17 protein-coding genes and 1 pseudogene are annotated in these 25,212 nt (G+C 73.5%); 2 read left to right on the top strand and 16 right to left on the bottom strand.

Annotation, left to right across the window (positions count from 1 at the left end; all coding sequences use genetic code 11):
- The first annotated feature begins 83 nt into the window (after window positions 1–83).
- Both ABFX55_RS15310 and ABFX55_RS15305 read left to right on the top strand, forming a co-directional pair.
- The gene (locus ABFX55_RS15310) at window positions 84–1,520 is read left to right on the top strand and encodes a GH1 family beta-glucosidase (protein WP_346121525.1); all 1,437 of its coding nucleotides are present in this window, start codon (window positions 84–86) and stop codon (window positions 1,518–1,520) included.
- A 32-nt stretch (window positions 1,521–1,552) separates the two neighbouring features.
- A complete protein-coding gene (locus ABFX55_RS15305; protein ID WP_346121523.1) occupies window positions 1,553–2,575 on the top strand; it encodes a LacI family DNA-binding transcriptional regulator in 1,023 nt (340 codons plus the stop codon).
- 29 nt (window positions 2,576–2,604) lie between these two features.
- Here the strand turns inward: ABFX55_RS15305 and ABFX55_RS15300 are convergent, their stop codons facing one another.
- From ABFX55_RS15300 to ABFX55_RS15225, 16 genes and pseudogenes are all read right to left on the bottom strand, one after another.
- Window positions 2,605–3,246 (bottom strand): ribulose-phosphate 3-epimerase, encoded by a 642-nt coding sequence (locus ABFX55_RS15300; protein WP_346121521.1) that lies wholly within the window; start codon window positions 3,244–3,246, stop codon window positions 2,605–2,607.
- Window positions 3,243–4,232, bottom strand: coding sequence for a glycosyltransferase family 2 protein (locus tag ABFX55_RS15295; RefSeq protein ID WP_346121519.1), 990 nt, complete (start codon window positions 4,230–4,232; stop codon window positions 3,243–3,245). Before ABFX55_RS15295 ends, ABFX55_RS15300 begins: the two co-directional genes overlap by 4 nt.
- Window positions 4,225–5,433 (bottom strand): class II D-tagatose-bisphosphate aldolase non-catalytic subunit, encoded by a 1,209-nt coding sequence (locus ABFX55_RS15290; RefSeq protein WP_346121517.1) that lies wholly within the window; start codon window positions 5,431–5,433, stop codon window positions 4,225–4,227. The genes ABFX55_RS15295 and ABFX55_RS15290 overlap by 8 nt, the downstream gene beginning before the upstream one ends.
- Complete coding sequence (locus tag ABFX55_RS15285) at window positions 5,430–6,266, bottom strand: Cof-type HAD-IIB family hydrolase (RefSeq protein WP_346121515.1); 837 nt, start codon at window positions 6,264–6,266, stop codon at window positions 5,430–5,432. The genes ABFX55_RS15290 and ABFX55_RS15285 overlap by 4 nt, the downstream gene beginning before the upstream one ends.
- Window positions 6,263–7,315, bottom strand: a complete 1,053-nt coding sequence (locus ABFX55_RS15280; RefSeq protein ID WP_346121513.1) for a methyltransferase — start codon at window positions 7,313–7,315, stop codon at window positions 6,263–6,265. The genes ABFX55_RS15285 and ABFX55_RS15280 overlap by 4 nt, the downstream gene beginning before the upstream one ends.
- A 22-nt stretch (window positions 7,316–7,337) precedes the next feature.
- Window positions 7,338–8,654 carry an MFS transporter gene (locus tag ABFX55_RS15275; RefSeq protein ID WP_346121511.1) on the bottom strand — a complete coding sequence of 439 codons (1,317 nt, stop codon included), beginning with the start codon at window positions 8,652–8,654 and terminating at the stop codon, window positions 7,338–7,340.
- Window positions 8,655–8,676: 22 nt separating this feature from the next.
- A pseudogene (locus ABFX55_RS15270) lies at window positions 8,677–13,245 on the bottom strand (non-ribosomal peptide synthetase); the annotation flags it as partial.
- A 128-nt stretch (window positions 13,246–13,373) separates the two neighbouring features.
- On the bottom strand, window positions 13,374–14,051 hold the full coding sequence (locus ABFX55_RS15265) for a DUF6875 domain-containing protein (protein WP_346121507.1): 678 nt from the start codon (window positions 14,049–14,051) through the stop codon (window positions 13,374–13,376).
- Window positions 14,048–15,385 carry an FAD-dependent oxidoreductase gene (locus ABFX55_RS15260; protein ID WP_346121505.1) on the bottom strand — a complete coding sequence of 446 codons (1,338 nt, stop codon included), beginning with the start codon at window positions 15,383–15,385 and terminating at the stop codon, window positions 14,048–14,050. Before ABFX55_RS15260 ends, ABFX55_RS15265 begins: the two co-directional genes overlap by 4 nt.
- Complete coding sequence (locus ABFX55_RS15255) at window positions 15,385–18,534, bottom strand: amino acid adenylation domain-containing protein (protein ID WP_346121503.1); 3,150 nt, start codon at window positions 18,532–18,534, stop codon at window positions 15,385–15,387. The genes ABFX55_RS15260 and ABFX55_RS15255 overlap by 1 nt, the downstream gene beginning before the upstream one ends.
- Window positions 18,531–20,375, bottom strand: a complete 1,845-nt coding sequence (locus ABFX55_RS15250) for a non-ribosomal peptide synthetase (protein WP_346121501.1) — start codon at window positions 20,373–20,375, stop codon at window positions 18,531–18,533. Before ABFX55_RS15250 ends, ABFX55_RS15255 begins: the two co-directional genes overlap by 4 nt.
- Complete coding sequence (locus ABFX55_RS15245) at window positions 20,372–21,784, bottom strand: condensation domain-containing protein (protein WP_346121499.1); 1,413 nt, start codon at window positions 21,782–21,784, stop codon at window positions 20,372–20,374. Before ABFX55_RS15245 ends, ABFX55_RS15250 begins: the two co-directional genes overlap by 4 nt.
- Window positions 21,781–21,969, bottom strand: a complete 189-nt coding sequence (locus ABFX55_RS15240) for an MbtH family protein (RefSeq protein WP_183659639.1) — start codon at window positions 21,967–21,969, stop codon at window positions 21,781–21,783. Before ABFX55_RS15240 ends, ABFX55_RS15245 begins: the two co-directional genes overlap by 4 nt.
- Window positions 21,966–23,324 (bottom strand): condensation domain-containing protein, encoded by a 1,359-nt coding sequence (locus ABFX55_RS15235; protein WP_346121497.1) that lies wholly within the window; start codon window positions 23,322–23,324, stop codon window positions 21,966–21,968. The genes ABFX55_RS15240 and ABFX55_RS15235 overlap by 4 nt, the downstream gene beginning before the upstream one ends.
- Window positions 23,321–23,650: an acyl carrier protein gene (locus ABFX55_RS15230; RefSeq protein ID WP_346121495.1), complete on the bottom strand. Its 330-nt coding sequence runs from the start codon at window positions 23,648–23,650 to the stop codon at window positions 23,321–23,323. Before ABFX55_RS15230 ends, ABFX55_RS15235 begins: the two co-directional genes overlap by 4 nt.
- Window positions 23,647–25,212, bottom strand: coding sequence for a condensation domain-containing protein (locus ABFX55_RS15225; RefSeq protein WP_346121493.1), 1,566 nt, complete (start codon window positions 25,210–25,212; stop codon window positions 23,647–23,649). Before ABFX55_RS15225 ends, ABFX55_RS15230 begins: the two co-directional genes overlap by 4 nt.

Raw genomic sequence — 25,212 nt, 5'->3', positions numbered from 1 at the left:
GCGGCTCCTCGCCCGAACCCGCGCCTCGCGGTCCGACACCAGAACAGAAGCTCGGTCATGCGACCGACGAAGGAGGAGGCTGCGTGACCACGCAGGAGACTCAGACCTCGGCCGGACCGGCCATCCTGGACTTCCCCACCGGGTTCGTCTGGGGAGCCGCCACCTCGGCCTACCAGATCGAGGGCGCGGTCTCGGCCGACGGCAGGGGCACGTCGATCTGGGACACCTTCGTCTCCAGGCCGGGGCGGGTGCTGAACGGCGAGCACGCCGACCTGGCGGTCGACCACTACAACCGCTACCGCGACGACGTGAAGCTGATGGCCGAGCTCGGGCTCAAGGCCTACAGGTTCTCCGTCTCGTGGCCGAGGATCCAGCCGGACGGCAGGGGCCGGATCAACCAGTCGGGCCTCGACTTCTACCGCCGCCTGACCGACGAGCTGCTCGACCACGGCGTCGACCCGTGGCTGACGCTCTACCACTGGGACCTGCCCCAGGCGCTGGAGGACGCGGGCGGCTGGCCTTCCCGCGACACCGCGCTGCGCTTCGCTGACTACGCGGCGACCATGCACGACGCGCTCGGCGACCGCGTACGGCACTGGAGCACGGTCAACGAGCCGTGGTGCGCGGCGTTCCTGGGGTACGCCTCGGGCGAGCACGCGCCTGGGCGACGCGAGCCCGCACAGGCCGTCCGCGCCGCGCACCACCTGAACCTCGCGCACGGCCTTGCCGTGAGGGCGATGCGGGCGCAGGGCAAGGACTCGCAGATCGGCGGCTGCGTCAACCTGTACGCGGTCACGCCCGAGACCGGCTCGCCTGCCGACCTGGACGCCGCCCGCCGCATCGACGGCCTGCAGAACCGCTTCTTCCTGGACGCGCTGCTCAAGGGCCGCTACCCGCAGGACGTCCTCGAGGACCTGCGCGCGGTGGGTGGGCTCGACTTCATCAGGGACGGCGACATGGAGATCATCTCCGCGCCGCTCGACCTGCTGCTGGTCAACTACTACAGCCGCTTCACCGTGTCGGGCACGCCGGGCGGCGCGGCCTCGGCGGCCGCGGCGCCGACCGACTCGGGCTCGCCTTGGGTGGGCAGCGAGCACGTCTCCTTCGTCAACGCCGGACGCCCTGTCACCTCGATGGGATGGGAGATCGACGACTCGGGCCTGCTGGAGATCCTCACCTGGGTGGCCCGTGAGTACCCTGCCATCCCGATGGTGATCTCGGAGAACGGCGCCGCCTTCGACGACGAGCTCACCGCCGAGGACGCCGTCCATGACGGGGACCGGCTGGCCTACTTCGACGCGCACCTGGGCGCCTGCCATGCCGCGATCATGGCGGGGGTGCCGCTGCGCGGCTACTTCGCCTGGTCGCTCATGGACAACTTCGAGTGGGCGTGGGGCTACGGCAAGCGCTTCGGTCTGGTCTACGTCGACAGGGAGACGCTGCGGAGGATTCCCAAGGACAGCGCTCTCTGGTATGCCGAGACCATCAAGGCCGGTGGCTTGCGCGTTCCGGCAGAATAGGCGCTGACACTCAGGGACAGGGGAAGACATCCATGAACGGGGACCGCCACGCCGCAGTGCGCCCAACGCTGGAGGCGGTCGCCGCACTCGCAGGAGTCGGCCGCGGCACGGTGTCACGGGTGATCAACGGCTCGCCGAAGGTCAGCGACAGGGCCAGGACGGCCGTCCTGCAGGCCATCGAGGAGCTGGGCTACGTGCCGAACAGGGCGGCGCGCACGCTGGTGACGCGCCGCACCGACACCGTCGCGCTGGTGGTCTCCGAGACCCAGCAGCGGCTGTTCGACGAGCCGTTCTTCGCCGGCACGATCCGCGGCATCGGCTCGGCGCTGGCCGAGACGGGGCTGCAGCTCATCCTGGCGATGGCCCAGACCCAGGAGGAGCACCAGCGCCTGGAGCAGTACCTCACGGGGCAGCACGTCGACGGGGCGCTGCTGATCTCGCTGCACGGCGCCGATCCGCTGCCCGGCAGGCTCGAGGCGCTGGGCGTGCCGACCGTGCTGGGCGGCCGGCCTGTCGGCCTGGCGCCCTACAGCTACGTCGACATGGACAACAGGGGCGGCGCCAGGCAGGCGGTGAAGTACCTCGTCTCCAAGGGACGCAGCAGGATCGCCACGATCGCGGGCCCTCAGGACATGGGCGTGGGCGTGGACCGCCTCGCCGGCTACCGCGACGCGCTGCTGGCCACGGGGCTGCAGGAGATCGTGATCTACGGCAGCGACTTCAGCGAGGAGAGCGGCATGGCGGCCATGCGCACGCTGCTGGCCGAGCATCCCGAGCTCGACGCCGTCTTCACCGCCTCCGACCCCATGGCGCTGGGCGCGATCAGGGTGCTCAAGGAGAGCGGTAAAGACGTGCCAGGAGACGTGGCGGTGATCGGCTTCGACGACTCCCCCGCGGGGGCGCACTCCTCACCCGCGCTCACCACCGTCCACAACCCCTCGGAGGCGATGGGCCGCCAGATGGCCCATCTCCTCGTCTCCCGCATCAACGGCGAACGGCTCGAGCAGCCGGTGGTGATCCTCGATACCCACCTCGTGATCCGCGACTCGGCCTGAGCCTCCGAGCGGGAGAGCAGGGGCGCGGCTCAGCGGAGACCGTGCAGCCACGACAGGCGGGTGGCGGGGTCAGGGGCACCGTAGACGAGGCTGCCGGGGATCACGCCGTCGGCGCCCGCCGCCGCCATGAGCGCGACCGTGTGCTCCCTGATCCCGCCGTCCACGAAGAGCTCGAAGCCGCCCATGCCCTCCCGCAGCGCGACGGCCTCGCCGATCCGGCCGTAGACGCGGGGGTCGACCTCCGCCCCTTTGACGCCGATCTCGGTGCCCATGAGCAGCAGCCGGTCGAAGGCGCCCGCGAGGGCCGTGACGTCGCCCACCTGCTCGCGCGTCTCCACGGCCAGCCCTGGCGTGGCGCCGCCGTCGGCGACGCGGGCGAGCGTGGCGGGCAGGTCGCGGGTGCTTCGCCTGTGCACGGTCACGATGTCGGCTCCCGCCTCGAGGAAGGGGCCGATCCAGACGTCTGCGTCCGTGACCATGAGATGGACCTCGATCGCCAGCTCGGTCCGCTTGCGCACGGCGGCGACGAAGTCGGGACCGAACAGCAGTTGCGGGGTGAGGTGGCCGTCGGTGACGTCGATGTGGAAGCCGTCGGCCTGGCCCGCCACGCGGTCGATGTCGGCTCCGATGTCGAGCGGGTCGGCTGACCACAGCGAGACGAAGGCCTTCACGCGTCCACCTCGTAGCGCTCGCGGTAGGCGGCGAAGTCGGCGGGCGACAGCTCGCGCGCCTGCCGTACGAGATCGTCGGCGGTCTCGTGGCTGCCCTCGAGCCTCAGCATCGCCGCCACGTTGAGCAGGTACCTGGTGCGGACGGCCAGCCCGCGCGCCTCGTCGATGACGCCCCGCCGTACGGCCAGCCGCACCGCCTCCGCCAGGCCCGGCGCGGTGACCTCCACCCTCAGCCTGTTGAACGCCTCGATGCCGCCCGCCCTGAGCCGCGACTCGCTGCCCTTGGTGTCGTCGGGCACGCGATAGCGGGACGGCGTGCCGGGCGCGAACAGGATCTTGGCGCCGTGGGCGGAGTAGCGCAGCCACGTGTGGGTGTCCTCGAAGAAGCGGCAGTGCTCGGGGAAGGGCACGGCGGCCGCCAGCGAGGTGCGGACGCTGAGCGCGGAGGGGATGGTCAGGTTGTCGCGTTCGACGGCGATGGGGATCCAGCAGTCGTGGCCCTCCAGCGGGCGCCGGTCGATGTCGTCCATGATGATCCTGATGCCGCTGATCAGGCGCTCCCTCGGCACCTGGGCCCCGTCGTCTCCGATCACCGTGAAGCCCGAGTAGACCACGTCGGCCTCGGGGTCGGCGGCCAGCATCGCGCGGGCGGTCGCGGCCCTGGCGGGGTGGGCGAGGTCGTCGGAGTCGAGGAAGCAGACCAGCTCGGCCCCGGCGCGCTGGGCGGCGGCGACGCCGAGGTTGCGGCAGCGGCCTGGGCCCCTGTTGTCGGCGGCTCTGACCAGCATGAGCCGGTCGTCGCGCTCGGACCATCCGGCCAGCTCGGCCAGGTCGCGCTCGCTGTCCGAGCCGTCGTCGACGACGATGGCGAGCACGTCGGGGTCGGTCTGCGCGCAGACGCTGTCGAGCGCCTCCCGCAGGTAGCGCAGCCGGTGCGGCCGGCCGTCCGACCAGAAGGGGATGACGAAGGCGGCGGGGCTAGGCAACGCACAGCTCCTGGTTGCGTCCGGTCAGCTCGAAGGCGAACAGGTAGCGGCGCAGCCCCTCCTTGATCGAATGGCGGACGAAGCCCGCGGGGTCGGCGCAGATGCCCATGGTGGCGCAGTTGCGCATCAGGACCGCGCGCGCCTGCCGTACGGACTGGTGGCTGTCGAAGTAGTGGCCGTTGGCCAGCACGACCGCGTCGCTGGTGGCCAGGTCCGCGCCCGAGCGGACCCACTTGCGCCAGCGGTCGGAGCGGAAGACGAGGTCGGTCAGGATCTCGCCGAAGGCCGAGCCCGGCAGGCCGCGGCGGCGGCAGGCGGCGCCCTCCAGCGCCGCCAGGCGCAGCAGCGCCTCGGTCTGCAGCCTGCCGAACTCCGGTGCGACGTTGGCCATGCCGATGCCCGCGGCGGGATGCCTGGCCAGGTCGTCGAAGGGGAGGTAGTCGGCGTTGTGCTCCTTCAGCACGACCCCGTGCCGCGCGGCGGTCTCGGCCAGCGCGCCGACCGTCTCGAAGTCGACGCGGCCGGCCTGGCTCAGCCCGGTGAGTGTGCCGGTGTTGCCGACCATGAACAGCGGCCTGGGCAGCCCGTGGTGCTCGACGCGCTTCAGCAGCGTGTCCATGAAGTAGGCGAAGTCGGCGGGGGTGGAGCTGGTGCCGTTGGCCTCCTCCAGGCTGACCTCGTAGGCCACCTCGGGATGCCCGCCACCCGCGCGGAAGGCCTCGACCTCGCGCAGCACGTGGACGGCGCGGTCGGCGGCCAGGTCGAGCGGCACGCCGCGGGGGAAGGCGGGGTCCTTGGCGGTGTCGATGTGCAGGTAGTCGAAGCCGGCCTCGATGTCCTCGCGGTAGGAGCGCATCGCGCTGTCCATCGCCTCGTCCCAGCCGAGGCCCGCCCGGTGGTCGTCGTCGCGCTGCCACGGGCCGCCGTGGTCGCGCCCCACGTAGAGGGGCCCCGCGTGGCCGTGAGCCTCGGCCCGCTCACGCACGTACTCCCGCAGGTCCCTCGAGGTCCACCCCGCGACGTACCCGCCGCCGAGGTCGCGCGCCTCGACCTGGTTGCGGCTGGCGATGAACACGATGGGCGCGTCGTGCTCGGCCGCGCACTCGATGGAGGCGTCCACCACGGTCGGGCTCATCGGTCCCACGCCGAGGAGCGTGAAAGGTTCACGGGCATGGTCGTCGAACAACCGCGCCATCTTCATCGGTTTCTCCTTGTTCTCAGGTGATCGAGGACGCCTTCGTCGAGATGGCGCGGACCTGGCCAGATCCGCATGCCGGGTACGGCGGGCACGTCGCACGGCGGCACGGCCCTGAAGCTGATCACGCGGCTCCCCTGAGGCACCGCCATGGCCATGGCCACGTCGGCGCCGCCCCCGCGCACGGAGAACTGGTCGCCCCAGACCTCGACCTCGCCAGGCCCCGCGAGGCCGCAGCCGATCAGCGCGCGTACGGCGTGGCCCTTGTCCACGTGGGGCAGCACGAGGTCGACGGCGGAGGCGCCGCCGGGACGGGCCTCCACGTCGAGCCCGCTCTCCTCCAGCAGCTCGCGGGCCCTGGTGAGCACGGGGTCACGCTCGGCGGGCCCGCTCAGATCGAGGGTGACCTGCACGCCCCTGTCGTCGAGCAGCGCGGCGCCCCTGCTCGGCCGGCCCTCGGCATGGACGAGATCGAACTCCTTCATGAGCAGCTCGGCGACGTGGACCGCGCCGCGCAGCGTCGCGCGATGGGCCGCGTCGACGACCGAGAACATGACCTGCTCGCGCTGCTCGCCGCGCTCGTCGAAGCCGTACACCTCGGCGCCGTTGCAGTGCGCGACCAGGACGCCTGCCCGCAGCTCGGCGGGCAGGCGGGAGACCACTCTCTCCCTGATCCCCTCCAGTCCCGCCCCGCTGGCCAGCAGCATCCTGACCCCCGAGCCCAGCAGGGCGGTCAGCTCGTCGGCCAGCTCGTCGCCGAGGTCGTGGAAGGGCGGGGCGAGCGTGTCGTCCACGTCGGCGACGACGAGCCCCACGGAGTCGTTCCATCCGAGCGTCATCGGCGCACCTCCCGTCCGGCGGGGGTGGTGATGAAGAGCGTGTGCGTGGCCGAGCGGCTCAGCTCGTGACGGGCGAGCGCGACACAGCCCGCCTCGCCGAGCCAGTCCTCGATCGTCCGCGCGGAGCGGACCGCGCCGCCCTGCGTGTGCCAGAGGTTGAGCGAGAAGCCCGCCGTGAACGCCGCCTCCGCCCGCCCTCCCCTGTGCTCGTCCGTGGGCTCGAGCACGGTCTCCAGCACCAGCAACCGGCCGCCCTGCCGTACGGCGCCCGCCGCCCGAGCCAGCAGGCCCCTCGCCTCGTCCTCGGGGAAGCCGTGCAGGACGTTGAACAGCAGGACCACGTCGTAGTCCCCGTCGATGCCCTCCTTGGCGAGGTCGGCGGCGTGGCGGGTGACGCGCTCGTGCGCCGTGCCGTCCTCGAGCGCGCCGGGCAGGTCCACCACGGTGGCCGTCAGCCGGGGGTGGGCGCGGCAGAACGCCTCGCTGTAGAGTCCGTGGCCGCCGCCGAGGTCGAGCAGGCCGGTCGCGCCCTCCAGGGGTCCGGCCAGCTCGACGACCTCCTCGGCCAGCCAGGAGGCCAGGCCGCCCTGCAGGGTGTGGAAGGCCGCAGAGAGCCGGGGCCGCTGTTCGAGCCAGGGGTAGAAGCCGCCGGGCGGGCGGCCCGTCCGTACGGCGTCGGCCAGGCCGTCCCAGAGCTCGCCGACGATGGCGTGCCACACCGGCAGGACGTGGCCGTAGTAGGTGGGAGAGCCCGTGCACAGCGAGGCGGCGGAGGCCGCGCTGTTGGCGTAGCCGTGTTCGTCCCGCTCCAGGTATCCGGTGCGGACGAGCAGGTCGAGCAGCAGGGTCAGCGCCTCGGGGTCGGCCTTCAGCTCGGCGGACAGCCAGGGGAGGTCGCGCGCTCCCTCGGCCAGCGCGTCGAACAGGCCCAGGCGCAGCCCGGCGGTGACGGCGTGGCAGGCCATCATGCCGACCAGGTCGAGCATCGGGGCGGGCGCCTGTCCCTGGAGGAAGGCGCGGGCCTCGTCGGGCGGCAGGGCGAGCGGCATACGGGTCCTTTCTGCGGTGCGGTCAGCCGGTGGTGACGCTCTGAGGCGCGGCGTCGGGCAGGACGCTCTCCAGCGTGCGAAGCCGGGGGGCGAGGACGACGGCGGCGGCCAGCGCGGCCAGCAGCACGCCGTCGGCGAGCAGGACCAGGGCGATGCCCCTGCCTTCGCCCACACCGACGAGCGCGCCGAGGCTGCCGGCGAGCGCGCCGTCCTGCCGTAGCAGGGGGGCGGCCAGGTACTCGGCGAGTGGGGCGGCCAGCAGGTAGGCGATCGGCGTGGCCGCCGCGCCCAGCGAGTGCGCGGTGCCGAGGACCCTGCCGAGCACGTCCCGCTCGACCTTGGCCTGCATGACGGTGTGCGCGCACCCGTTGACGACGGGCAGCGTGAACAGGAAGGCGGCGGCGGCCACTCCTACGAGCAGCGGCGAGGGCCGCAGGGCGTGGGCCATCAGGAAGAGGCTGCCGAGCGCCATGAACAGCGCCATCCCGCCGACCCGACGGGCGGGCCCGCCCCACGCCGCCATGAACAGGCCGCCGGCGAACATGCCCGCACCCCCGGCGAACATCAGCACGCCGAGCACGCCGGGCGAGGCGAACGACATGATCAGGGGCTGGACGAGCACCCCCGCGACCGCGAACACGAAGTTGAACCCGGTCTGGACGAGCACCAGGCCCATCAGCGCGGGCCTGGCCCGCAGGTGCCGCCACCCCCACGCGAGGTCGGCCCCCACGGCGGGCCTGTCCCTCCCCTGGTTGGGCCGCAGGACGGCCGCGGGCAGCCTGACCAGCAGCAGCGTCAGGACGGCCACGCTGAACGTGCCCAGGTCCACGACCAGCACCCCCGCCATGCCGATGGCCACCATGAGCCCTCCGGCCAGCACCGGCGCGGCGATCTGCGAGGCCGCCGTGAGCTGCATGAGGCCGTTGGCCCTGCCGAGGTGCTTCGCGGGGATCAGCAGCGGGGTCATCGCCTGGTAGGTCGTCACGTGGAAGGTCCCGCACGCGGCGCTGATCGCCGTCGCGAGGCACAGGTGCCAGACCTCCAGCAGGTCCGCGCTCACCAGCGCGGCCACCGCGGCGGTGGGCAGCGCGGCGAGGCAGTCGGTGACGATCAGCACCCACCGCCTGTCGAACCTGTCGGCCACCATCCCCGCGAACGGGCCGATCAGGATGCCGGGCAGCAGCCCGCAGAGCATGACCAGCGCGAACTGGGTCGGCGAGCCCGTCGTCTGGTACACCCACACGCCGAGCACGAAGGCGGTCAGGCTGGAGCCGACGCCCGAGAGCAGGGAGGCGGTCCAGATCCCCGCGAAGCGGATCACGTCCGCGCGCTCACTCACGACCGGCCTCCAGGTGGCCCAGATACCTGTCCAGCAGGGCGGTGTCGGCGGGCGGGCAGGTGATGCCCGCCGCCGCCAGGAGCTTCTCGGTGCGTCCGCAGTCGAACAGCGGGCGCTCGAAGCGCGGCGTCTCCTCCGGCAGCGTCGCCGCGAACGGCGCCAGCGGCAGCCGCTCGCCCCCTTCCAGGACGGCGGACCTCCACCGGCCCCACGGCACCAGGTCGGCGCCCGTCGCCCGCGCGATGCCCGCGTAGGAGATGGTCGCGCCGTTGAAGTAGTGGTGCTCGCCGTCCGCTTCGCTCGTGACCGCCAGGTGCGCGATCCCGGCCGCGACGTAGTCGACGGGCGCGAGATCCTCCTCGAACGGCAGGTCGGGCACCGCACCCAGGGCGGCGCAGGTGGCCAGCAGGCGGCTGAAGTAGTCGCCGGCGTTGCCCCTTCCCGTACGGCTGTCGCCGCTCACCCTGGCGGGCCTGTGCACCGACACCCGCAGGCCCGCCGTCCTGCCCTCGCGGGCGAGCCTGTCGGCGACCCATTTGCTCCGGTCGTAGCCGCTGCCCAGCCCCTCGGGGTCGTCGGGAGGGTCCAGCTCGGTGACCGGCCTGCCCCTGTGGGCGTCGCCGAGGAAGACGCCGAGCGTGGAGACCAGGTGCAGGCGGGCCCCTCCGAGCGCGGCCAGCCGCATCGCCTCGACCGTGCCGGCGACGTTGACCGGGCGCAGCCTGGCGTAGCTCTCCGCGAAGTTCACCCTGCCGCCGTTGTGACAGACCACGCCGGTACGGCGGGCGAGCGCGGCGAAGGCGTCCGGCGTCATGCCGTACCGCTCCTGGGCCAGATCTCCCGGCACCCCGACGATCCTGGCGGGGTCGGCTTCCAGGCCGTGGGAGCGGAGGTTGTCCAGCACCCGCGCCGCGGCTTCGCGCTCGTCGGAGGCCCTGACGAGGCAGAGGAGGTCGGCATCGGTGCGGACGGCTAGCTGGGCGACCAGGTGCGCGCCGAGGAAGCCGGTCGCACCCGTGACGAGCACAGCAGAGGGGCTCGTCGCCGGCGTCGCGAGGACTTCACGGGTCCTCGCGAGGGTCGCGAGGTCCGCGGGGAGAACGGCCTCGGCCGTGAGGTCGGGGTCGTCCCCCGTCACGCGGTGGCCTTCGATCAGGGCGGCGAGGTCGGACAGGTCGGCGCTCTCCAGCAGGGCGCGCAGCGGGACCTCCACGCCGAGGACGCGACGCGCCTGCGCGACGACGCTCGCGGCCAGCAGGGAGTGACCGCCGAGCTCGAAGAAGTTGTCGGTCCTTCCCACCTCGGGCACGCGGAGCGCCTGAGCCCACACCCGCGCGAGAGCGGTCTCGACGGCGCCCACGGGCGGCACGTGCTCGCCGGTCCGCCGGTCGGGGGGCGGGAGCGCGGCCTGGTCCACCTTGCCGTGCGCCGTCCGCGGGATGGCGGGCACGACGATGAGCTGGGAGGGCAGCAGGTGTCCAGGCAACCGGCCCCTGAGCCGGCGCCGCAGCTCCTCGAGCACACCGCCCTCCCGCTCCCCCGCACCGCCAGATCTCCCAACGGCATCCGCCACGCTCGCGAAGATCGGCGAAGCCGAACCCTCCGGCGCCACAGACCCGCCCAGCTCGACCGCGATCGCCGGGGTCGTCGCGATGCCCAGGGGGTTCGGGGTGGCCGGTCCGGTCGCGGTCCTCGGGGTGGTCGGGGTGGTTGGGGTGGTGGCGGAGGGCGGGGAGGTGGGGGTCGTTGATGGAGTGAGGGTGAGGTAGGCGATCAGGCGGTCGTCTTTCGCGATCACGGCGGCGTCGGCGATGCCCGGGTGGGCGGCGATGGCGGCCTCCACCTCGGCCGGCTCCACCCGGTGGCCGCGGATCTTCACCTGCCGGTCGCGCCGCCCGCGGAACTCGAGGCTTCCGTCTCGCCTCATGCGGGCCAGGTCGCCCGTGCGGTAGAGGCGGCTGCCCGCCGGGCCGTACGCGTCGGGTACGAAGCGGTCGGCGGTCAGGTCCTGGCGGCCGAGATAGCCGCGGGCCAGGCAGTCGCCCCCGAGGTGCAGCTCGCCCACCACGCCCACGGGTGCGAGCCCGCCGTGTCGGTCGAGGACCCTAGCGGTCACGTGGGGCAGCGGGGTCCCGATGGGCACCCGCCACAGCGCGCCGAGGTCGTCGCCGCCCCCGAGCCTGTGGACGGTGGCGCAGACCGTGGCCTCGGTGGGTCCGTAGTGGTTGTAGAGGTCACAGCGGCCCGCGGTGATCCGCTGCCAGGCGCGGACGTCCTCTGCCCTTGCCTCCTCCCCGCCGATCATCATGATCCGCACCGGCCAGTCGTCGGGGACGTCCGTGGCCGCCAGGTCGCCGACCCAGCGTCGCCACAGCGAGGCGGCCGTGTCGACCGCGGTGACGCCGTGCTCGCGGCAGAACCTGACGAGTTCGGCGCCGTCGAGACGGGCGGGCTCGGGGTGCGGCACGACGGCGGCGCCGGTGGTGAGGGCTGGGAACAGGTCCCCTACCGAGGCGTCGAAGGTCAGCGGGGGCAGCATCAGCAGCCGCTGTCCTGGCCCGAATCCGTGGAGGTCGGCGAAGGAGCGGGTGAGCCTGTCGAGCGTGCCATGGGTGACCATCACGCCCTTGGGCGCGCCGGTGGATCCGGAGGTGTAGATCACGTACGCCAGGTCATCAGGACCCGCTTCCTGCGGGCGGCCACCTCCGGCGAACGAGGTCCCCGGCCCGGCCGACAAGGTCTCGGCCGATGCGGTCTCGAGCCGGTGCGAAGAGAACTCGGCCGATGAGATCTCGATCGATGAGATCTCGATCGATGAGATCTCGATCGATGCGGTCTCGATCGATGCCGTCTCGGTCAATGAGGTCTCGATCGATGAGGAGTCCGAGCGCAGGATGGGGCCGTCGTAGTCGCCTACCGCCGTCTCCAGGCCGGGGGCCACGATCACCGCGGCCGCCGACGCCTCGCCGAGCAGGGCCGCGAGCCTGATGGGCGGATGATTGGGGTCCAAGGGGAGGTAGGCGGCCCCCGCCCGCAGCACGGCCAGGACGGCGACGACCGCCTCCGCTCCCGCGGGCAGGACGATGCCGACGATCTGGTCGGGCTCCCCCTTGGCCAGGACCGTGCGTAACCGGTCGGCGAGCAGGTCCGCGCGCGCGAGGAGCTCGCCGTAGCCGAGCGTGCCCTCCTCGCCGACGACGGCGGGCGCGTCGGGGGTCCTGGCCGCCCAGCCGGCGATCCTGTCCACCACCGACTCCCAGGGCGCGTCCTCCGTCCGAGGTGGCTGAGCAGGTGGTTCGGGAGAGGGGAGCGGGACGTGCCACATGCGCTGGTCCTCGTCGGTGACCAGCGCCTCCAGCACCGCCGCGAGCCGTTCGGCCATCGCCGCCGCCGTGCCCTCGTCGAACAGGTCCTTGGCGTAGTCCAGGTGCAGCTCGAACGTCTCGGGGCCGGTCACCGCGACGACGGTCAGGTCGAACCGCGCGGCAGGGACGGGCGGCGCCCAGCCGTCCACCGTGAGCCCGGCCGCCGTGGAGACCCGCCGGCCAGCCGCCCGCTCGACCACCAGCATGACCTGGAAGACCGGGTTGTGGCTGAGGTCACGGCGTCCGCCGACCAGCCCGACGACCTCCTCGAACGGCGCCATCCTGTGGTCGAGCCCCTCGGTGGCCACCCTCCTGACCTGGTCGAGCACCTCGGCCAGCGTCGGGTTGCCGCCGAGTCCGAAGCGCAGCGCGACGGTGTTGGCGTACATGCCGACCGAGCGTTCGAGCTCCTGCAGGTCCCTGTTGTCGGCGGGCGTGCCGATCACGATGTCATCCTGGTCGGCGTGGCGCGCGAGCATGATCGCGAGCGCGGCCGTCACCAGCATGAACGGCGTCGACCTGCGCCGTCCGGCGAACTCGACCAGCCGGAGGGCGAGCTCGCGGGGCAGCGGGAGGGAGTGCCTGGCGCCGCGCCCGCTGGGCGCCGGGGGCCTCGGCCTGTCGGCGGGCAGGTCGAGGAGGGCGGGAGCCCCTGTCAGCTGCCGCCGCCAGTAGCGCAGGTCGGCTTCGAGCCGCTTGCCTCCCCTGCTCGCCAGCCAGGCCGCGTAGTCGGGGAACTGCACGGGAGGAGCCGGGTCCTGCCGCTCCCCCGCGAGCGCGGCGTGGACCTCCTCGAGGATCACCTCGAGGGAGGGGCCGTCGCAGACGATGTGGTGCAGGCAGAGCAGCAGGACGTGGTCGTCAGGAGCGAGCTCGACGAGCAGCGCCCGCATGAGCGGCGGCCTGTCCAGCGCGAACGGCCTGGCCACGAAGGCGTCGGCGAGGCGTCGCGCCGCCTCCTCGCCGGAGGGCGGCGGGACGGAGGCGAGCTCGAGGAGCGCGTCGAGATCGAGCTCGGATAGGTCGCGCACGACCTGGACGGGTCGTCCCGAAGGCCCCTCGACGATGGCGGTGCGCAACGCCTCGTGCCTGGCCACCACCGCCGCCAGCGCCGCGCGCAGCGCCGCCGTCTCCAGCGGCCCCCTGAGCCTGTTGCCCGCCCAGCACAGGTAGGCCGCGGCGTCCTGTCCCGCCTGGTCGAGGAACCACAGCCGCTCCTGCGTCCCTGTCAGCGGTACGGCCAGGCCAGGCTCGCGCCTGGGGATGCCCACCCCCTTCCTGCGCTCGATCAGCCTGGCCAGAGCCCCCTCGGGCAGTCCGCCAGGGCGTCCGGGGAGTTTCGGCGACGCTTCTGTCACGGCTCGCTCACCACGCTCTCGGCCAGCTCCCGCAGGTGCGCGGGAACGTGGTCGCCGAAGACCCGCCTGTAGGCCGACAGGTGTGCGGCGTCGGTCATGAGGAACGGCAGGTCGGTGGCGACCATGTGCCGGATCACCAGCATCGGGACCGGGCTGCGCAGCGGCCTGAACGCCGCGTTCCACAGCCCCTGCTTGTCGGGAGGGCCGTCGTGGAACTCTCCGATCATCAGTCCGTGGGGCACGAACTCGTCCTTCAGCTCGGCCTGGGCCGCGTCGATGGCCGCCAGGTCGTCGGCCATGCCCGGCAGGAGGACCAGGATGGTGCTGTGCAGGGACTCGGGCCGCTCCCTCGGCGCGAGCTCGGCGAACCAGTCCCTGTGCCGCTCGATCACCCGTGTGAGCTCGGCGACCCCTGCGGGCCTGCCCGGCAGTACGGCCAGCAGGAAGGCCCCCCTGTCGAGCGAGGCCTGCGTGTACGGGCAGACGGCCCCCCTGCGTCCCAGCTCGGGATGCGGCCTGCACAGGTACTCGCGCGCCCACGTGACGACGGCCCTGAGCTCGTCGCCGTGGAGGCGCAGCAGCTCGCCCGCCCGGCCGTCGCCGGCGGGCCCTGCGGGGACCAGGTCCGCCGCCTCGAAGAGGATCATCGACTCGTCCTCGGGATGGGTGATCACGAAGGACCCCTCCTGTCGCCGCGAGCCCGCCGTACGCCACGGAGGGCGGCCGCCGCCAGCAGCGCGGTGCCCGCCAGGACCGCCGCCCCCGCGACGCGGTCCTGGACACGGGCTCTGCGCAGCGCGTCGCCGTAGGGCGTGGTGGTGTGCGAGACCAGCGTGTAGAGCGGCACCCACGCGCGGGGGAAGAGCCTGTGCAGCGCGCGGTCGGCCTTCTTCCTGGCCAGATGGAGCGGCGAGCGCAGCCCGTCGCGCAGTTCGAGGAAATTCTGCGCCGACAGCTCGGCCAGCACGTCGGTGTGCGGTCTGCGCAGCTCCTGGTAGGCGGCGAAGGCCGCGGCGCGGTCGCCGGGGTGGGCGGCCATGCGCTCGTCCAGGACGACGCAGTCCTCGAAGGAGGAGTTCATGCCCTGGCCGTAGAAGGGGTAGACGGCGTGGCAGGCGTCGCCGACCAGGACGACGCGGTCACGATGCCGCCACGGCGAGGTCCGGACGGTGACCAGGTGGCCGACGGGCCCGGCCGTCACCTGGCCGGCCAGGTCGGGGACCAGATCGAGCAGTCCGGGGAAGTGCTCGAGGAACAGCGCCTCCGCCTCGTCCTCGCCGGTCAGCGCGGCGAGCCTGTCGTGAGCCATGAACAGCGTGCAGGTGAGGGAGTCGTCGAGGTTGGGGTGGCCGACGACCAGGCCCTCGCTGCCGGGCCACACGTGCAGCGCCTCGATCGGCACGCGCGGGCCGCCGCCGGGTGCGGGCGGGATGGTCAGCTCCTTGTACCCCCAGTCGAGGAACTCCTGGCGGAAGTCGGCGGGCAGTCCTCTGTGCGTCTCTGCGCGCACCACGGAGAACGCGCCGTCGGCGCCCACCACGAAGTCGGCGCGCACCTCGCGGGGCCCCGCCTGCCCCTCGACCGTGACCGCCGCCCGCTCCCTGTCGACGGCGAGGCAGCGGGTGTCGAAGAAGAAGCGCACGTCCTGCTCCTTCTCGGCCCGGGAGACGAGCAGCGTGGCCAGGGCGTCGCGCCTGATCGAGTAGAGGATCTGGGCGGGGTCCCTGCCGTAGGCGTGGAAGGCGGGCGGCCTGCCCCGTCTGTGGACGAGTCGTCCGCGCATCGGCACGGTGAGGGGCCTGACCTCCTCCCACAGCTCCGCCCTGCGCAGCGCCATGATGCCGCGGGCCGAGAGCCCGAGGTTGATCGACCGTCCCGCGTCGTGGGCGCCCGCGCGCGGGTCGCCGCGCCGTTCGAAGACCTCGACCCGGTGGCCGCGCCTGGCCAGCAGGATCGCCAGGAGCGACCCCGACAGTCCCGCGCCGACGATCGTCACGCTCTCTCCCATCAGGAGCCTCCCTCTCCGCACGGGAGCGCTCCCACTTGTCCGGTCAGCACGTCGAGCGCCTCCTCCTCGGTCAGGCCCGCGATCTCCTCGAGCAACAGCTCCTCCACGACCTCGGCCAGCGCGGCGACGGTCGTCCGCTCGAACACGGCGCGGATCGGCACCTCGACGCCGAGCATCGAGCGCAGCCTGGCCGCGAGGCGGGTGGCCAGCAGCGAGTGGGCGCCCAGCTCGAAGAGGTCGTCGAAGACGCCCAGCTCGTCGAGTCCGAGCAGCCCCGCCCAGACGTCCGCGACCAGTTGCTCGGTCTCGGTGCGTGGAGCGACGCCGTCCGCCGTCCGCGTGCGTGACGGCTCGGGCAGCGCGGCCCTGTCGAGCTTGCCGCCGGTCGTCAGCGGCAACGCGTCCAGCCGTACCCACTGGGTGGGCACCAGGCCGCGCGGCAGCGCGCGGGCGGCGTGGGCGCGCAGCTCGGCGGGTTCGGCCGCGCCCGTGTAGTAGGCCACCAGGTCGTCGCCCCTGGCGGTGACGGCCGCCGCGCCGACCCCTGGATGTTCGGTCAGCCTGGCCTCGACCTCACCCGGCTCGACGCGCACGCCGCGCACCTTGAGCTGGTCGTCGAGCCTGCCGAGGAACTCCAGCGAGCCGTCGGAGCGCAGGCGGGCCCTGTCGCCTGTGCGGTAGCGTCGCGCGCCGTGTCCCGAAGGGTCGGGGACGAAACGGTCGGCCGTCAGATCGGGGCGGCCGAGGTAGCCGCGCGCCACGCCCGCGCCGCCGACGACCAGCTCGCCCGCCACTCCCGCGGGAAGCGGACGGCCGCGCCCGTCGAGCACGAGCGCCGACGTCGCCGCGATGGGCCGCCCGATCGGTGGCCTGCGCGCCGCGTCGTCCGCGCCCAGGTCGGCGGCGGTGGCGATCACGGTGGTCTCCGTCGGGCCGTAGGTGTTGACCAGCCGTACGGCCCGGCAGGGACCTGCGCGCCAGCGGGCCACGGCGGCGGCGTCGGCCTGCTCGCCGCCGATGATCACCAGCCGCAGGCCGGGCGGCCAGGCCACCTCGTCTGCGGCCTCGGTGAGCCCGTGCCAGTAGGCGGTGGGCAGGTCGAGCACGGTGACGCCGCGGCCCGCCGGGCTGCCGAGCACGTCGGGCAGGCCGGTGGCGCCCTCGGGCAGCAGCACGAGGGAGGCTCCCGCGGCGAGCGCGGGGAAGATCTCCTCGACGTGGGCGTCGAAGCTCAGCGAGGCGAACTGCACGACGCGGTCGGCCGGTGTCAGGCCGTACTCCTCGCGCATCCAGCGCACGCGCGCGGCGAGGGCGCCGTGCTCGACCAGGACGGTCTTGGGACGACCCGTGGAGCCCGAGGTGGCGATCGCGTAAGCCGCCGACGAGGGACCGGGTGGCGCGGGCGGCCCCTGCGGCGGCCCCAGGCGCGGGGCCTTCGGGTGCGGGGCCTTCGGGTGCGGGGCCTTCGGGTGCGGGGTCGCGGGGTCGATCACCTGGATGTCGCCGGGCAGTCCGATCCTGGAGACCACGTGGGCGGCCCCCGCCGTCTCCAGGGCCCGCGCGTGCCGCTCGGGCGGATCGTCAGGGTCGAGCGGCAGGTAGGCGGCGCCCGCCCGCCAGACGGCCAGCAGGGCGATGATCGCCTCGACGGAGCGGGGCAGGCACACCCCCACCACGTCGCCCTCGCGCACGCCGTGCCCGCTCAGCGCCGCGGCCAGCTCTCCCGCCCACGCCCACAGCTCGCCGTAGGTGACGGTCCGCTCGCCGCAGAGGACGGCGGGAGCCTCCGGCCGTCCGCGCGCCGACGCCTCGATCAGCTCGGGCACGCCGCGCGCGTCCTCGCGGGCAGCGGGGCGAGGGGAGACGAGGGCCCTGATGGCGCTCTCGTCCTGGTCCGTCCAGATCCGCAGGTCGGACAGGGCCTCGTGCGGCCGGTCCACCGCGGACTCCAGCAGCCGCACGAACCTGGCGGCCAGCAACTCCACCTCGGCCCTCTCCAGCAGCCCGGTGTCGTGGCAGAAGGTGAGCGCGAGACCGCCGTCGTCCCACGCCCCCTCCACCAGCAGCCCGACCTTCGCCTGCCGGTATCCCGCCGCGAAGTCCGACACCTCCAGCCCGCCGAACGAGGCGGGCGGCGAGACGCGGTCGTGGAGGACGAGCATGGTCGGCAGCAGCGCGTCCACGGGCAGCTGGAGCCGCTCGAACGGCGGGCCCGGCCTGCCCATGGCGGCCAGCGCGTCCGCTCTCGTCCTGGTCAGGAGCTCGGCGAAGGAGGGGTCGCCGGCGAGGTCGGCTCTCAGGACGACGGTCTGGGCGAGGTAGCCGACCACCGGTTCGAGCTCGACCCTGTCGCGCCCTGCGAAGACCGCGCCGACCAGCAGGTCCCGCTGCCCGCTGTGTCGCGAGAGCAGCGCCTGGTAGGCGGCGGTCAGCACCATGAAGGGCGTGGCGCGGTGCCGTCCCGCGAGCCGCTCGACGCGCCCGGCGAGGCCGGCGTCGACGCGGACCGTGTGGAAGGCCCCCGTTCCCGACCGGCGGGCGCGGGCGAAGGGCAGCTCCGTGACGGGCGGGCGGGCCAGCCGCTCCAGCCAGTACGGCGCCGCCCGCTCGGCCCTGTGCCGCTGCCAGCGCGCGTAGTCGCTCGGCCGTACTCCCAACTTCGCCAGGACCGGCGCGCGGCCCTCGACGGCGGCTCCGTAGCACTCGCCCAGCTCGTCCAGCAGGAGGTTGAGCGAGGTGCCGTCGGCGATGATGTGGTGCAGCGTCAGGCAGAGGACGTGGTCGTCGTCGGCGAGCCTGACGACCGCGATCCTGAGCGGGACCCCCTCGGACAGGTCGAACGGCGCGTTGACGCGCTCGGCGACCAGCTCGGCGGCCTCACGCTCGCCTGCCGAGGGCAGCCACTCGACGGGCGGCACGGACGCTCCCTGTGGCTCGGCCATCGCCCACGGCACGCCGTCCTGCTCGGCGAAGGAGGTCCGCAGGCTCTCGTGGCGCGCCACGACCTGCCCGAACGCCCTGGTCAGCGCGGCCCTGTCGAGGGCACCTCGCAGGCGGCGCACCAGGTACATCGTGTACGCGGCGTCGTCGGGGTCGAGTCGCTGCAGGAGCCAGAGCCGCTCCTGCGCGGGCGACAGGGGCGCCTTCACGAGCCCTGCGCCAGTTCGTCGAAGAGCGCGTCCAGGTCCTCGGCGCTGAGCCCGTCGAGCTGGTCGTGCAGCGCGGCGACGGTGGCCAGGTCGAGCCCGCTGTCGTCGAGGTGGTCCAGCTCGCGGGCGAGGCCCGCGACGGTCGGGTTCTCGAAGAGGGCGAGAATCGGCGCCTCGACGGCGAACCTCGACTGGATCCTGGCGATGATGCGGCCCGCGGCCAGCGAGTGCCCTCCGAGGTCGAAGAAGTCGTCGTCCACGCCGACGGGTTGGCCGAGGCCGAGCACCTCGGCCCACAGCTCGGCCAGCTCGACCTCGACAGGGGTGGTGGGCGCCCGGTAGGCGGCGGCGACCGCGCGGGACCAGTCGGGGGGCGGCAGCGCGTTCCTGTCGAGCTTGCCGCCGGGGGTGAGGGGCAGCGCGGCCAGGACGACCAGGCGGCCGGGGACCATGTACTCGGGAAGAACCGCGCGCAGGCGCTCGCGCAGCGCGGGCCACAGCTCCTCCGCCTCGCACGGCTCGTTCGGGACCACATGGGCGATTAGCCTGGGCTGCCCGTCGGGGCCCTCGTGCACGCGGGCCGCGGCCTGCCGTACCTCGGGGGCGGCCCGCAGGGCGCTCTCGACCTCGCCGAGCTCGATGCGGAAGCCGCGGATCTTGACCTGCTGGTCGGCCCTGCCGAGATAGTGCAGCCTGCCGTCGGGGGTGCGCGTGGCCAGGTCGCCGGTGGCGTACATGCGGGCGCCTGGCTCGCTCGAGAACGGGTCGGGCAGGAAGCGGGCGGCGGTCAGCGCGGGCATGCCGTGGTAGCCCCTGGCCAGACCGTCGCCGCCGATGTGCAGCTCGCCCTGCTCCCCGGGAGGTACGGCTCTGCCGTCGGGGCCGAGGATGTGCAGCCGGGTGCGGGCGATCGGCAGGCCGAGGTCGACGGGGCCCGCGCCCTGCGCGACGTCGCCCGCGGTGGACCAGACCGTGGTCTCGGTCGGGCCATACACGTTGAGCAGCCGGGCGCCGCCCTCCAGCAGCCGGTCGGCCAGGTCTCTCGGCAGCGCCTCGCCGCCGCTCAGGCGCAGGCCGACACCCTCGGGCACGCCCGCCTCCAGCAGGATCCGCCAGCCCGAGGGGGTCGCCTGCATGACCGTGGCGCCCTCGGCGAGGGCGCGGGCGCGCAGCGCCCTGCCGTCGGCGGCCTCCGCCGCGGAGGCGAGGGCGACCCGCGCGCCGCACGCGAGCGGCAGCAGCAGCTCCAGGACGGAGATGTCGAACGACAGCGTGGTGACGGCCAGCCAGACGTCGCGTGAGCTGAGCCCGAGCAGGCCGGTGAAGGATTCGATCAGGTTCGTCACCGCGCGGTGCGTGACCGCCACACCCTTGGGCCTGCCGGTCGAGCCGGAGGTGTAGATCAGGTAGGCGAGGTCGCCCTGCTCCTCCACCAGGGGGAGGCGCCCCGTGGTGGCAGCCTCTCCGCCCGGGGTGAGGGTCAGCGTCGTGGACGCGCCCGCCAGCAGGCTCGGGTCCACGCCCTCCTGCGTCAGCACCAGGCCGGCGCCCGCGTCCTCGCGCATCAGCCGCAGCCGTCCTGCGGGAAAGCCGGGGTCGAGCGGCACGTACGCGCCGCCGGCCGCCCATACGGCCAGCAGCGCCACGACCATGCCGGTGGTGCGCGGCATGCACAGCCCGACGGGCACCCCCGGCCGCACGCCGTGCTCGCGCAGCAGCCCGGCCAGGGCGTCGGCGCGGCCGAGCAGCTCCTCGTAGGTCAGCTCGCCGTCCACGCCGCTGACGGCGACGGCCCGAGGGGCCTCCGCCCGCCTGTGCCTGAGCAGTTCCAGCGTCGTCACGATCGTCCTTTCAGCTCTGACAGCCGCAGGTCGGGCTCGTCGGCCAGCCGTCCGGCCAGTGCGGCGAAGTCCGCCGCGAGCCCCTCCGCCCGCCGCGTGGAGAACAGGTCGCTGTTGAACTCCAGCCACCCGCCCAGTCCTTCGGGCCCCCTGTACAGATCGGCCGAGATCTCGCTCTTGGTACGGCCCCCCTGCGGCGGCGGCCACACGGCCACGGACAGGTCGGCCATCGTGGCGCGCAGCAGGTCGGCCTTTGGCAGGTGGTGCGAGAGGTTGAACATCGCCTGGCACAGCGGCGGCCTGCTGAGGTCGCGCGGCGTCCCTGCCGCCGCGAGCACCCGCTCGAACGGCGCCTCGGCGTGCTGGAGCGCGGTCAGGGTCGCGACCCTGGTTCGGCGCAGCAGCTCACGGAGGGAGGGATCGCCCGACAGGTCGCCTCGGAGCACCAGCGTGTTGGAGAAGTAGCCGATCAGCGGCGCGAACTCGGTGCGGTCGCGGCCCGCGACGGGCACCCCGACGCAGACGTCGTCCTGGCCCGCCGCCCTGCCGAGCACGGCGTGGAAGACGGCCAGCAGGCCCATGAACAGCGTGCACCGCTCGCCCTTGAGGAGGGCCTCCAGCCTGGCCGTCCTCGCGTCGGGCAGGGTGAGGGGGCACCGTCCGCCCCTGCCCGTCCACCGGGCGGGGCGGGGACGATCGGTGGGCAGGTCCAGCACGGGCGCTCCCGCCAGCCTCTCCCTCCAGAAGCCGAGGTGTCCGCCGCCCTCGCCGTCCGCACGCTCCCTGCTCCACACCGCGTAGTCCTTGTACTGCAGGGGCAGCTCGGCCAGCTCAGGCTCCCCGCCCCGCCTCGCCGCCTCGTAGCAGGCGGCCAGCTCCCTCATCAGGACGTCCAGCGACCAGCCGTCGACGGCGACGTGGTGGACCACGATGGACAGCAGGTGGTCGTCATGGCCGAGGCGGAGCAGCGCCGCCCTGATCGGCGGGTCGTGGCGCAGGTCGAACGGCCTGCCCGTGTACGCGGCCACCGCGGCGTCAGGATCGGGCCGTGGATCCAGGTGTTCGAGCGCGAAAGGGCGAGGCTCCAGCACGACCTGTCCAGGCCTGTCCCCTTCCATCACGAACCTGGTGCGCAGCACCTCGTGCCGTTCGACGATCCGGCCCAGCGCCGCCTCCAGCGCTCCCCCGTCGGCGGGGCCGCGCAGCCTCACGGTCCACGGCACGTGGTAGCTGGTGTCGGTGGGATCGAACCTGCTGAGGAACCACAGCCGCTCCTGCCCGAACGACAGCGGCCACACCCTGCCCTCGGGCCTCGACGAGCCGAGCGACCTGCGCATGGCCGCTCGGCGCTCGGGCGGCAGCGCGGCCAGGCGGCCCAGCAGCTCCTGACGCCGGTCGGCGGAGATCAACGCTCCGTCCCCCGGGCGCTGAGCGGGCGCAGGTCGGTCCAGACGGTCGCGATGTGGTCCAGGCACTCCTGCCTGGTGCCGGCGAAGCCTGTCGGAGTCCAGCCTGAGGGCGGGTCGCGGTCGGCCCACCACACGGAGTACTGCTCCTCGTGGTTGACGACCACCAGCATCATGTCGTCGCTCATCGCGTCTCCTCGTAGATCCCGAGCCCGCCGATCCCGGCGAGCGGCACGTCCCGCGTGACGCTCGTGACGAGCAGCGTCTCGATCGCCCGCAGCATCGCCTCGGCCGCCGCCCGTGACAGCCTGGCCGTGTCGGTCAGCAGGTAGAGCTGGCAGGTGTCGGTCGCGGGGCCCGTGGACAGGAAGAACGAGGCGTCCACCTCGTCCCACGCGCCCGCGTGGAAGGTCCTGGTCCTGCCGGTGAGCTCGGCGGGATGTCCCCTCGGCCGGTTCGGCCAGCCGGGGAAGGACCGCACGTCGTTGAAGTAGGCCGACAGGTCGGGCCTGCCCGGCTCGTCGCGCAGCGCCCGCTGCTCGGCGGGGTCGTAGTGGGCGTGCCGGTAGGCGGCCATGGCCGAGGCGTGCGCGGCCCTGGCCGCGTCCGCGACGTGCCCGTCGGGGATGGCGACCACGAACAGCCCGTCCTGTACGGCGGTGCCGACCATGGCGCGCATCCGCGGGTCGTGCCTGTTGCCCACGATGAACTGCAGCGCGATGTCACGCTGTCCCGTCATCTCGCCGAGCAGGACGGCGGTGGCCGCGACCAGGACGCTGGTGGTGCTGACCGCCCAGCGCGCCGCGAGGATCTCGGCGGCGGCCGCGAGCGCGGCCGACTCCATGCCGACCTTGACGAACCTCGGCCGCTCGGGCTGCTCCTTCCGCTCGCCTAACAGCGTGGCGGGCGCCCTGTCCATGGCCTCGCGCCAGTAGCGCAGCGAGCGGGCGCCCAGCGCCGCGCCCTCCCCCTGCTCGAAGGCGGCCTGGTCGAGCGGATGCCAGAGGGGGGCGGGCAGCGGCCTGCCCGTCAGCAGCGCTCGCCACTCGGCGGCCAGCAGGTCCAGCGCCCAGCCGTCCACCGCGAAGTGCGTCAGGGCGAAGGCGAGCGCGCCAGGACGGCCGGCGCTGTCGCAGACCACCGCGCAGCGCAGCGGCAGCTCGCGGGCGTAGTCGAAGCCGGTGGCCGCCAGCTCGGCCGCCACGGTCGCGGCCGCCTCCCTGGGCTTCGCCTCCGCGGCCTCGACCACCTCGACCCTCAGCTCGCCGTGGCCTGTCACCTGCTGAACCGGCCCGCGAGGGGTGTCCTCCCAGGTGGTGCGGAGGCTCTCGTGCCTGTCGAGCAGCGCGCCCAGCGCCGAAAGGACGGTCTTCAGATCGCGCCTGCCGTGGACGGGCAGCACCCATGGCAGGTTGAAGTACGGGTCGCCGTCCTCGAGCCAGCGGGTGGAGTGCCAGATGGACTGCTGGCCCCAGGTGAGCGGGGCGCCTGCCGTCCGCTCGCCGGTGAACTCCACGCTCTCGCGGCCCACCTCTGTGATCATCGCGTCGCCCCGAGGTGGGCGACGATCTCGTCCAGGCTGTCGAGCGCGCCAGGGGGCGCCGCCAGGTCGATCTGCACGCCGTACTCCTCCTCCAGCGCGTCGATCAGGCGCAGGAATGCGAGCGAGCCGACACCGAGGGCGGTCAGCGAGCAGTCGGCGGCCATGATCTCCTCGACCTCCAGCTCACCGTCGGTCGAACGCGAGACCAGCTCCGCCACCCGCCGCCTCACGTGAGGCTCCTCCACCTGCCTGACGCGAGACTCCTCCACCGGCCTCGCGCGAGACTCCTCCGCCTGGCTCACGCGAGGCTCCTCCAGCGGCCTCATGCGAGGCTCCTCTGCCTGGCGACCTCGGCGGCGACGCCTTCGACGGTCGGATCGTCGATGAACACCTCGAACGGCAGATCGACGGCCATCGTGTCCCTGACCTTCGCGATGATCTGCGTGATGGACAGGGAGTGGCCGCCCAGATCGAACAGGTCGTCGCCGGGGTCGACGTGATCGAGGTCGAGCACCTGCCGCCAGATCTCGCCCACGGCCACGACCAGGCCGGAGTCCGTCCCTCCTGCTCTCGGCCGTTGGAGACCGGTTCCGCCTGCCGCGCCCGCGACCCTCGAAGGCAGCGGGAGGTCGTCGATCGGCGCGTGCGGCCGTTCGGCGACGCCGCGCAGCAGCGCCGTCAGGTCCGCGGCCACGCTCTCGCAGCCGGCCCTGCCGAGGTGGCGGGGGTTGTACTGCAGCCTGGCCGCCGTCCCCCTGGGACCGTCCACGACCTGCAGGTGCAGGGTGTTGCGCACGGCTCCGTTGAACATCATCCACTCCACCGAGGCGGCCAGGCCCGGGAAGACGGGCTCGGCCTCGCTCCTGGCGCGATAGCTGAGCGACACGGGGGTGAGCGCCGCGCGCGGGCTCACCCCGCCCAGCGCCCTGGCCAGCGGCACGTGCCTGTAGGCGTACATCCGGCGCAGCTCCGCCCGCACGTCGGCGGCGAACTCGGCGAAGGTGCCCGACGGTACGACGTCGAGGGGCAGCTCGTTGACGAACAGCCCGATGTGCTCCCTGGTCGCCTCCGTCCTGGTGGACAGGTCGACGGCCACGGCGGCGCGGGCGTTGCCGTACGCGTGCAGCAGCAGCCGCAGCGCCGACAGCACCACCTCGAAGCGGGTCAGTCCCAGCGGGGCGGCCGTCCTCCCCACCTCGTCGCCGAGGACGAAGTCGACGGCGTCTCCAGGCGCGGCGTGCAGGGTGGGCGTGCCCAGGCCCGGCAGGACGAGCTCCCTGGAGTCGTGCCAGCGGGCACGCCAGAACTCCGCCGCGCCAGGGAGCCTGTCACGCACGCGGGCGTTCTCGTCCTCGACGGCCTCGCCGTACGGCACGGGCAGCGGGGGCAGCGGCTCGCCCGCGTAGGCGGCGGCCAGGTCGCGTACCAGGATGTCCTTGGACATCCCGTCGAAGACGATGTGGTGGGCGGCGAACACCAGCAGGTACCGGTCCGGCCCGGTCCTCGCCAGCGTGAAGCGGGCCAGGGGGCCGGTGGCGAGGTCGAGGTGGCCTTCGCCCGCCAGGTCGAGCGGGTCGGCCGGCGCCTCGGCCAGCGTGACGGGCACCTCGGCGGTGCCGGTCAGCAGGCGCAGGACGCCGTCGCGCTCGGCGAGGGTGGAGGTGAGGACCGGGTGCCGCCGCACGACCTCGCCGCAGGCGGCCAGCATCCTGCCGACCTCCATCGGACCGTCGAACCAGACGGCCAACGGCATGCGGTAGACCGCCGGATGCCCCGGCAGTGGTGTCGTCCGGGGTGTGGGGCCTGCCGCGCCTGAGCGCTCGGTCACCCACATGCCGTGCTGGGCGAGGGACGCCAGGTCAGGACCGCCCACCAGGGGTCTCGTCAT

It is taken from the genome of Nonomuraea roseola, assembly GCF_039535395.1.
Lineage (GTDB): Bacteria > Actinomycetota > Actinomycetes > Streptosporangiales > Streptosporangiaceae > Nonomuraea > Nonomuraea roseola.
This window is presented reverse-complemented; position numbering and strand designations above follow the sequence as displayed.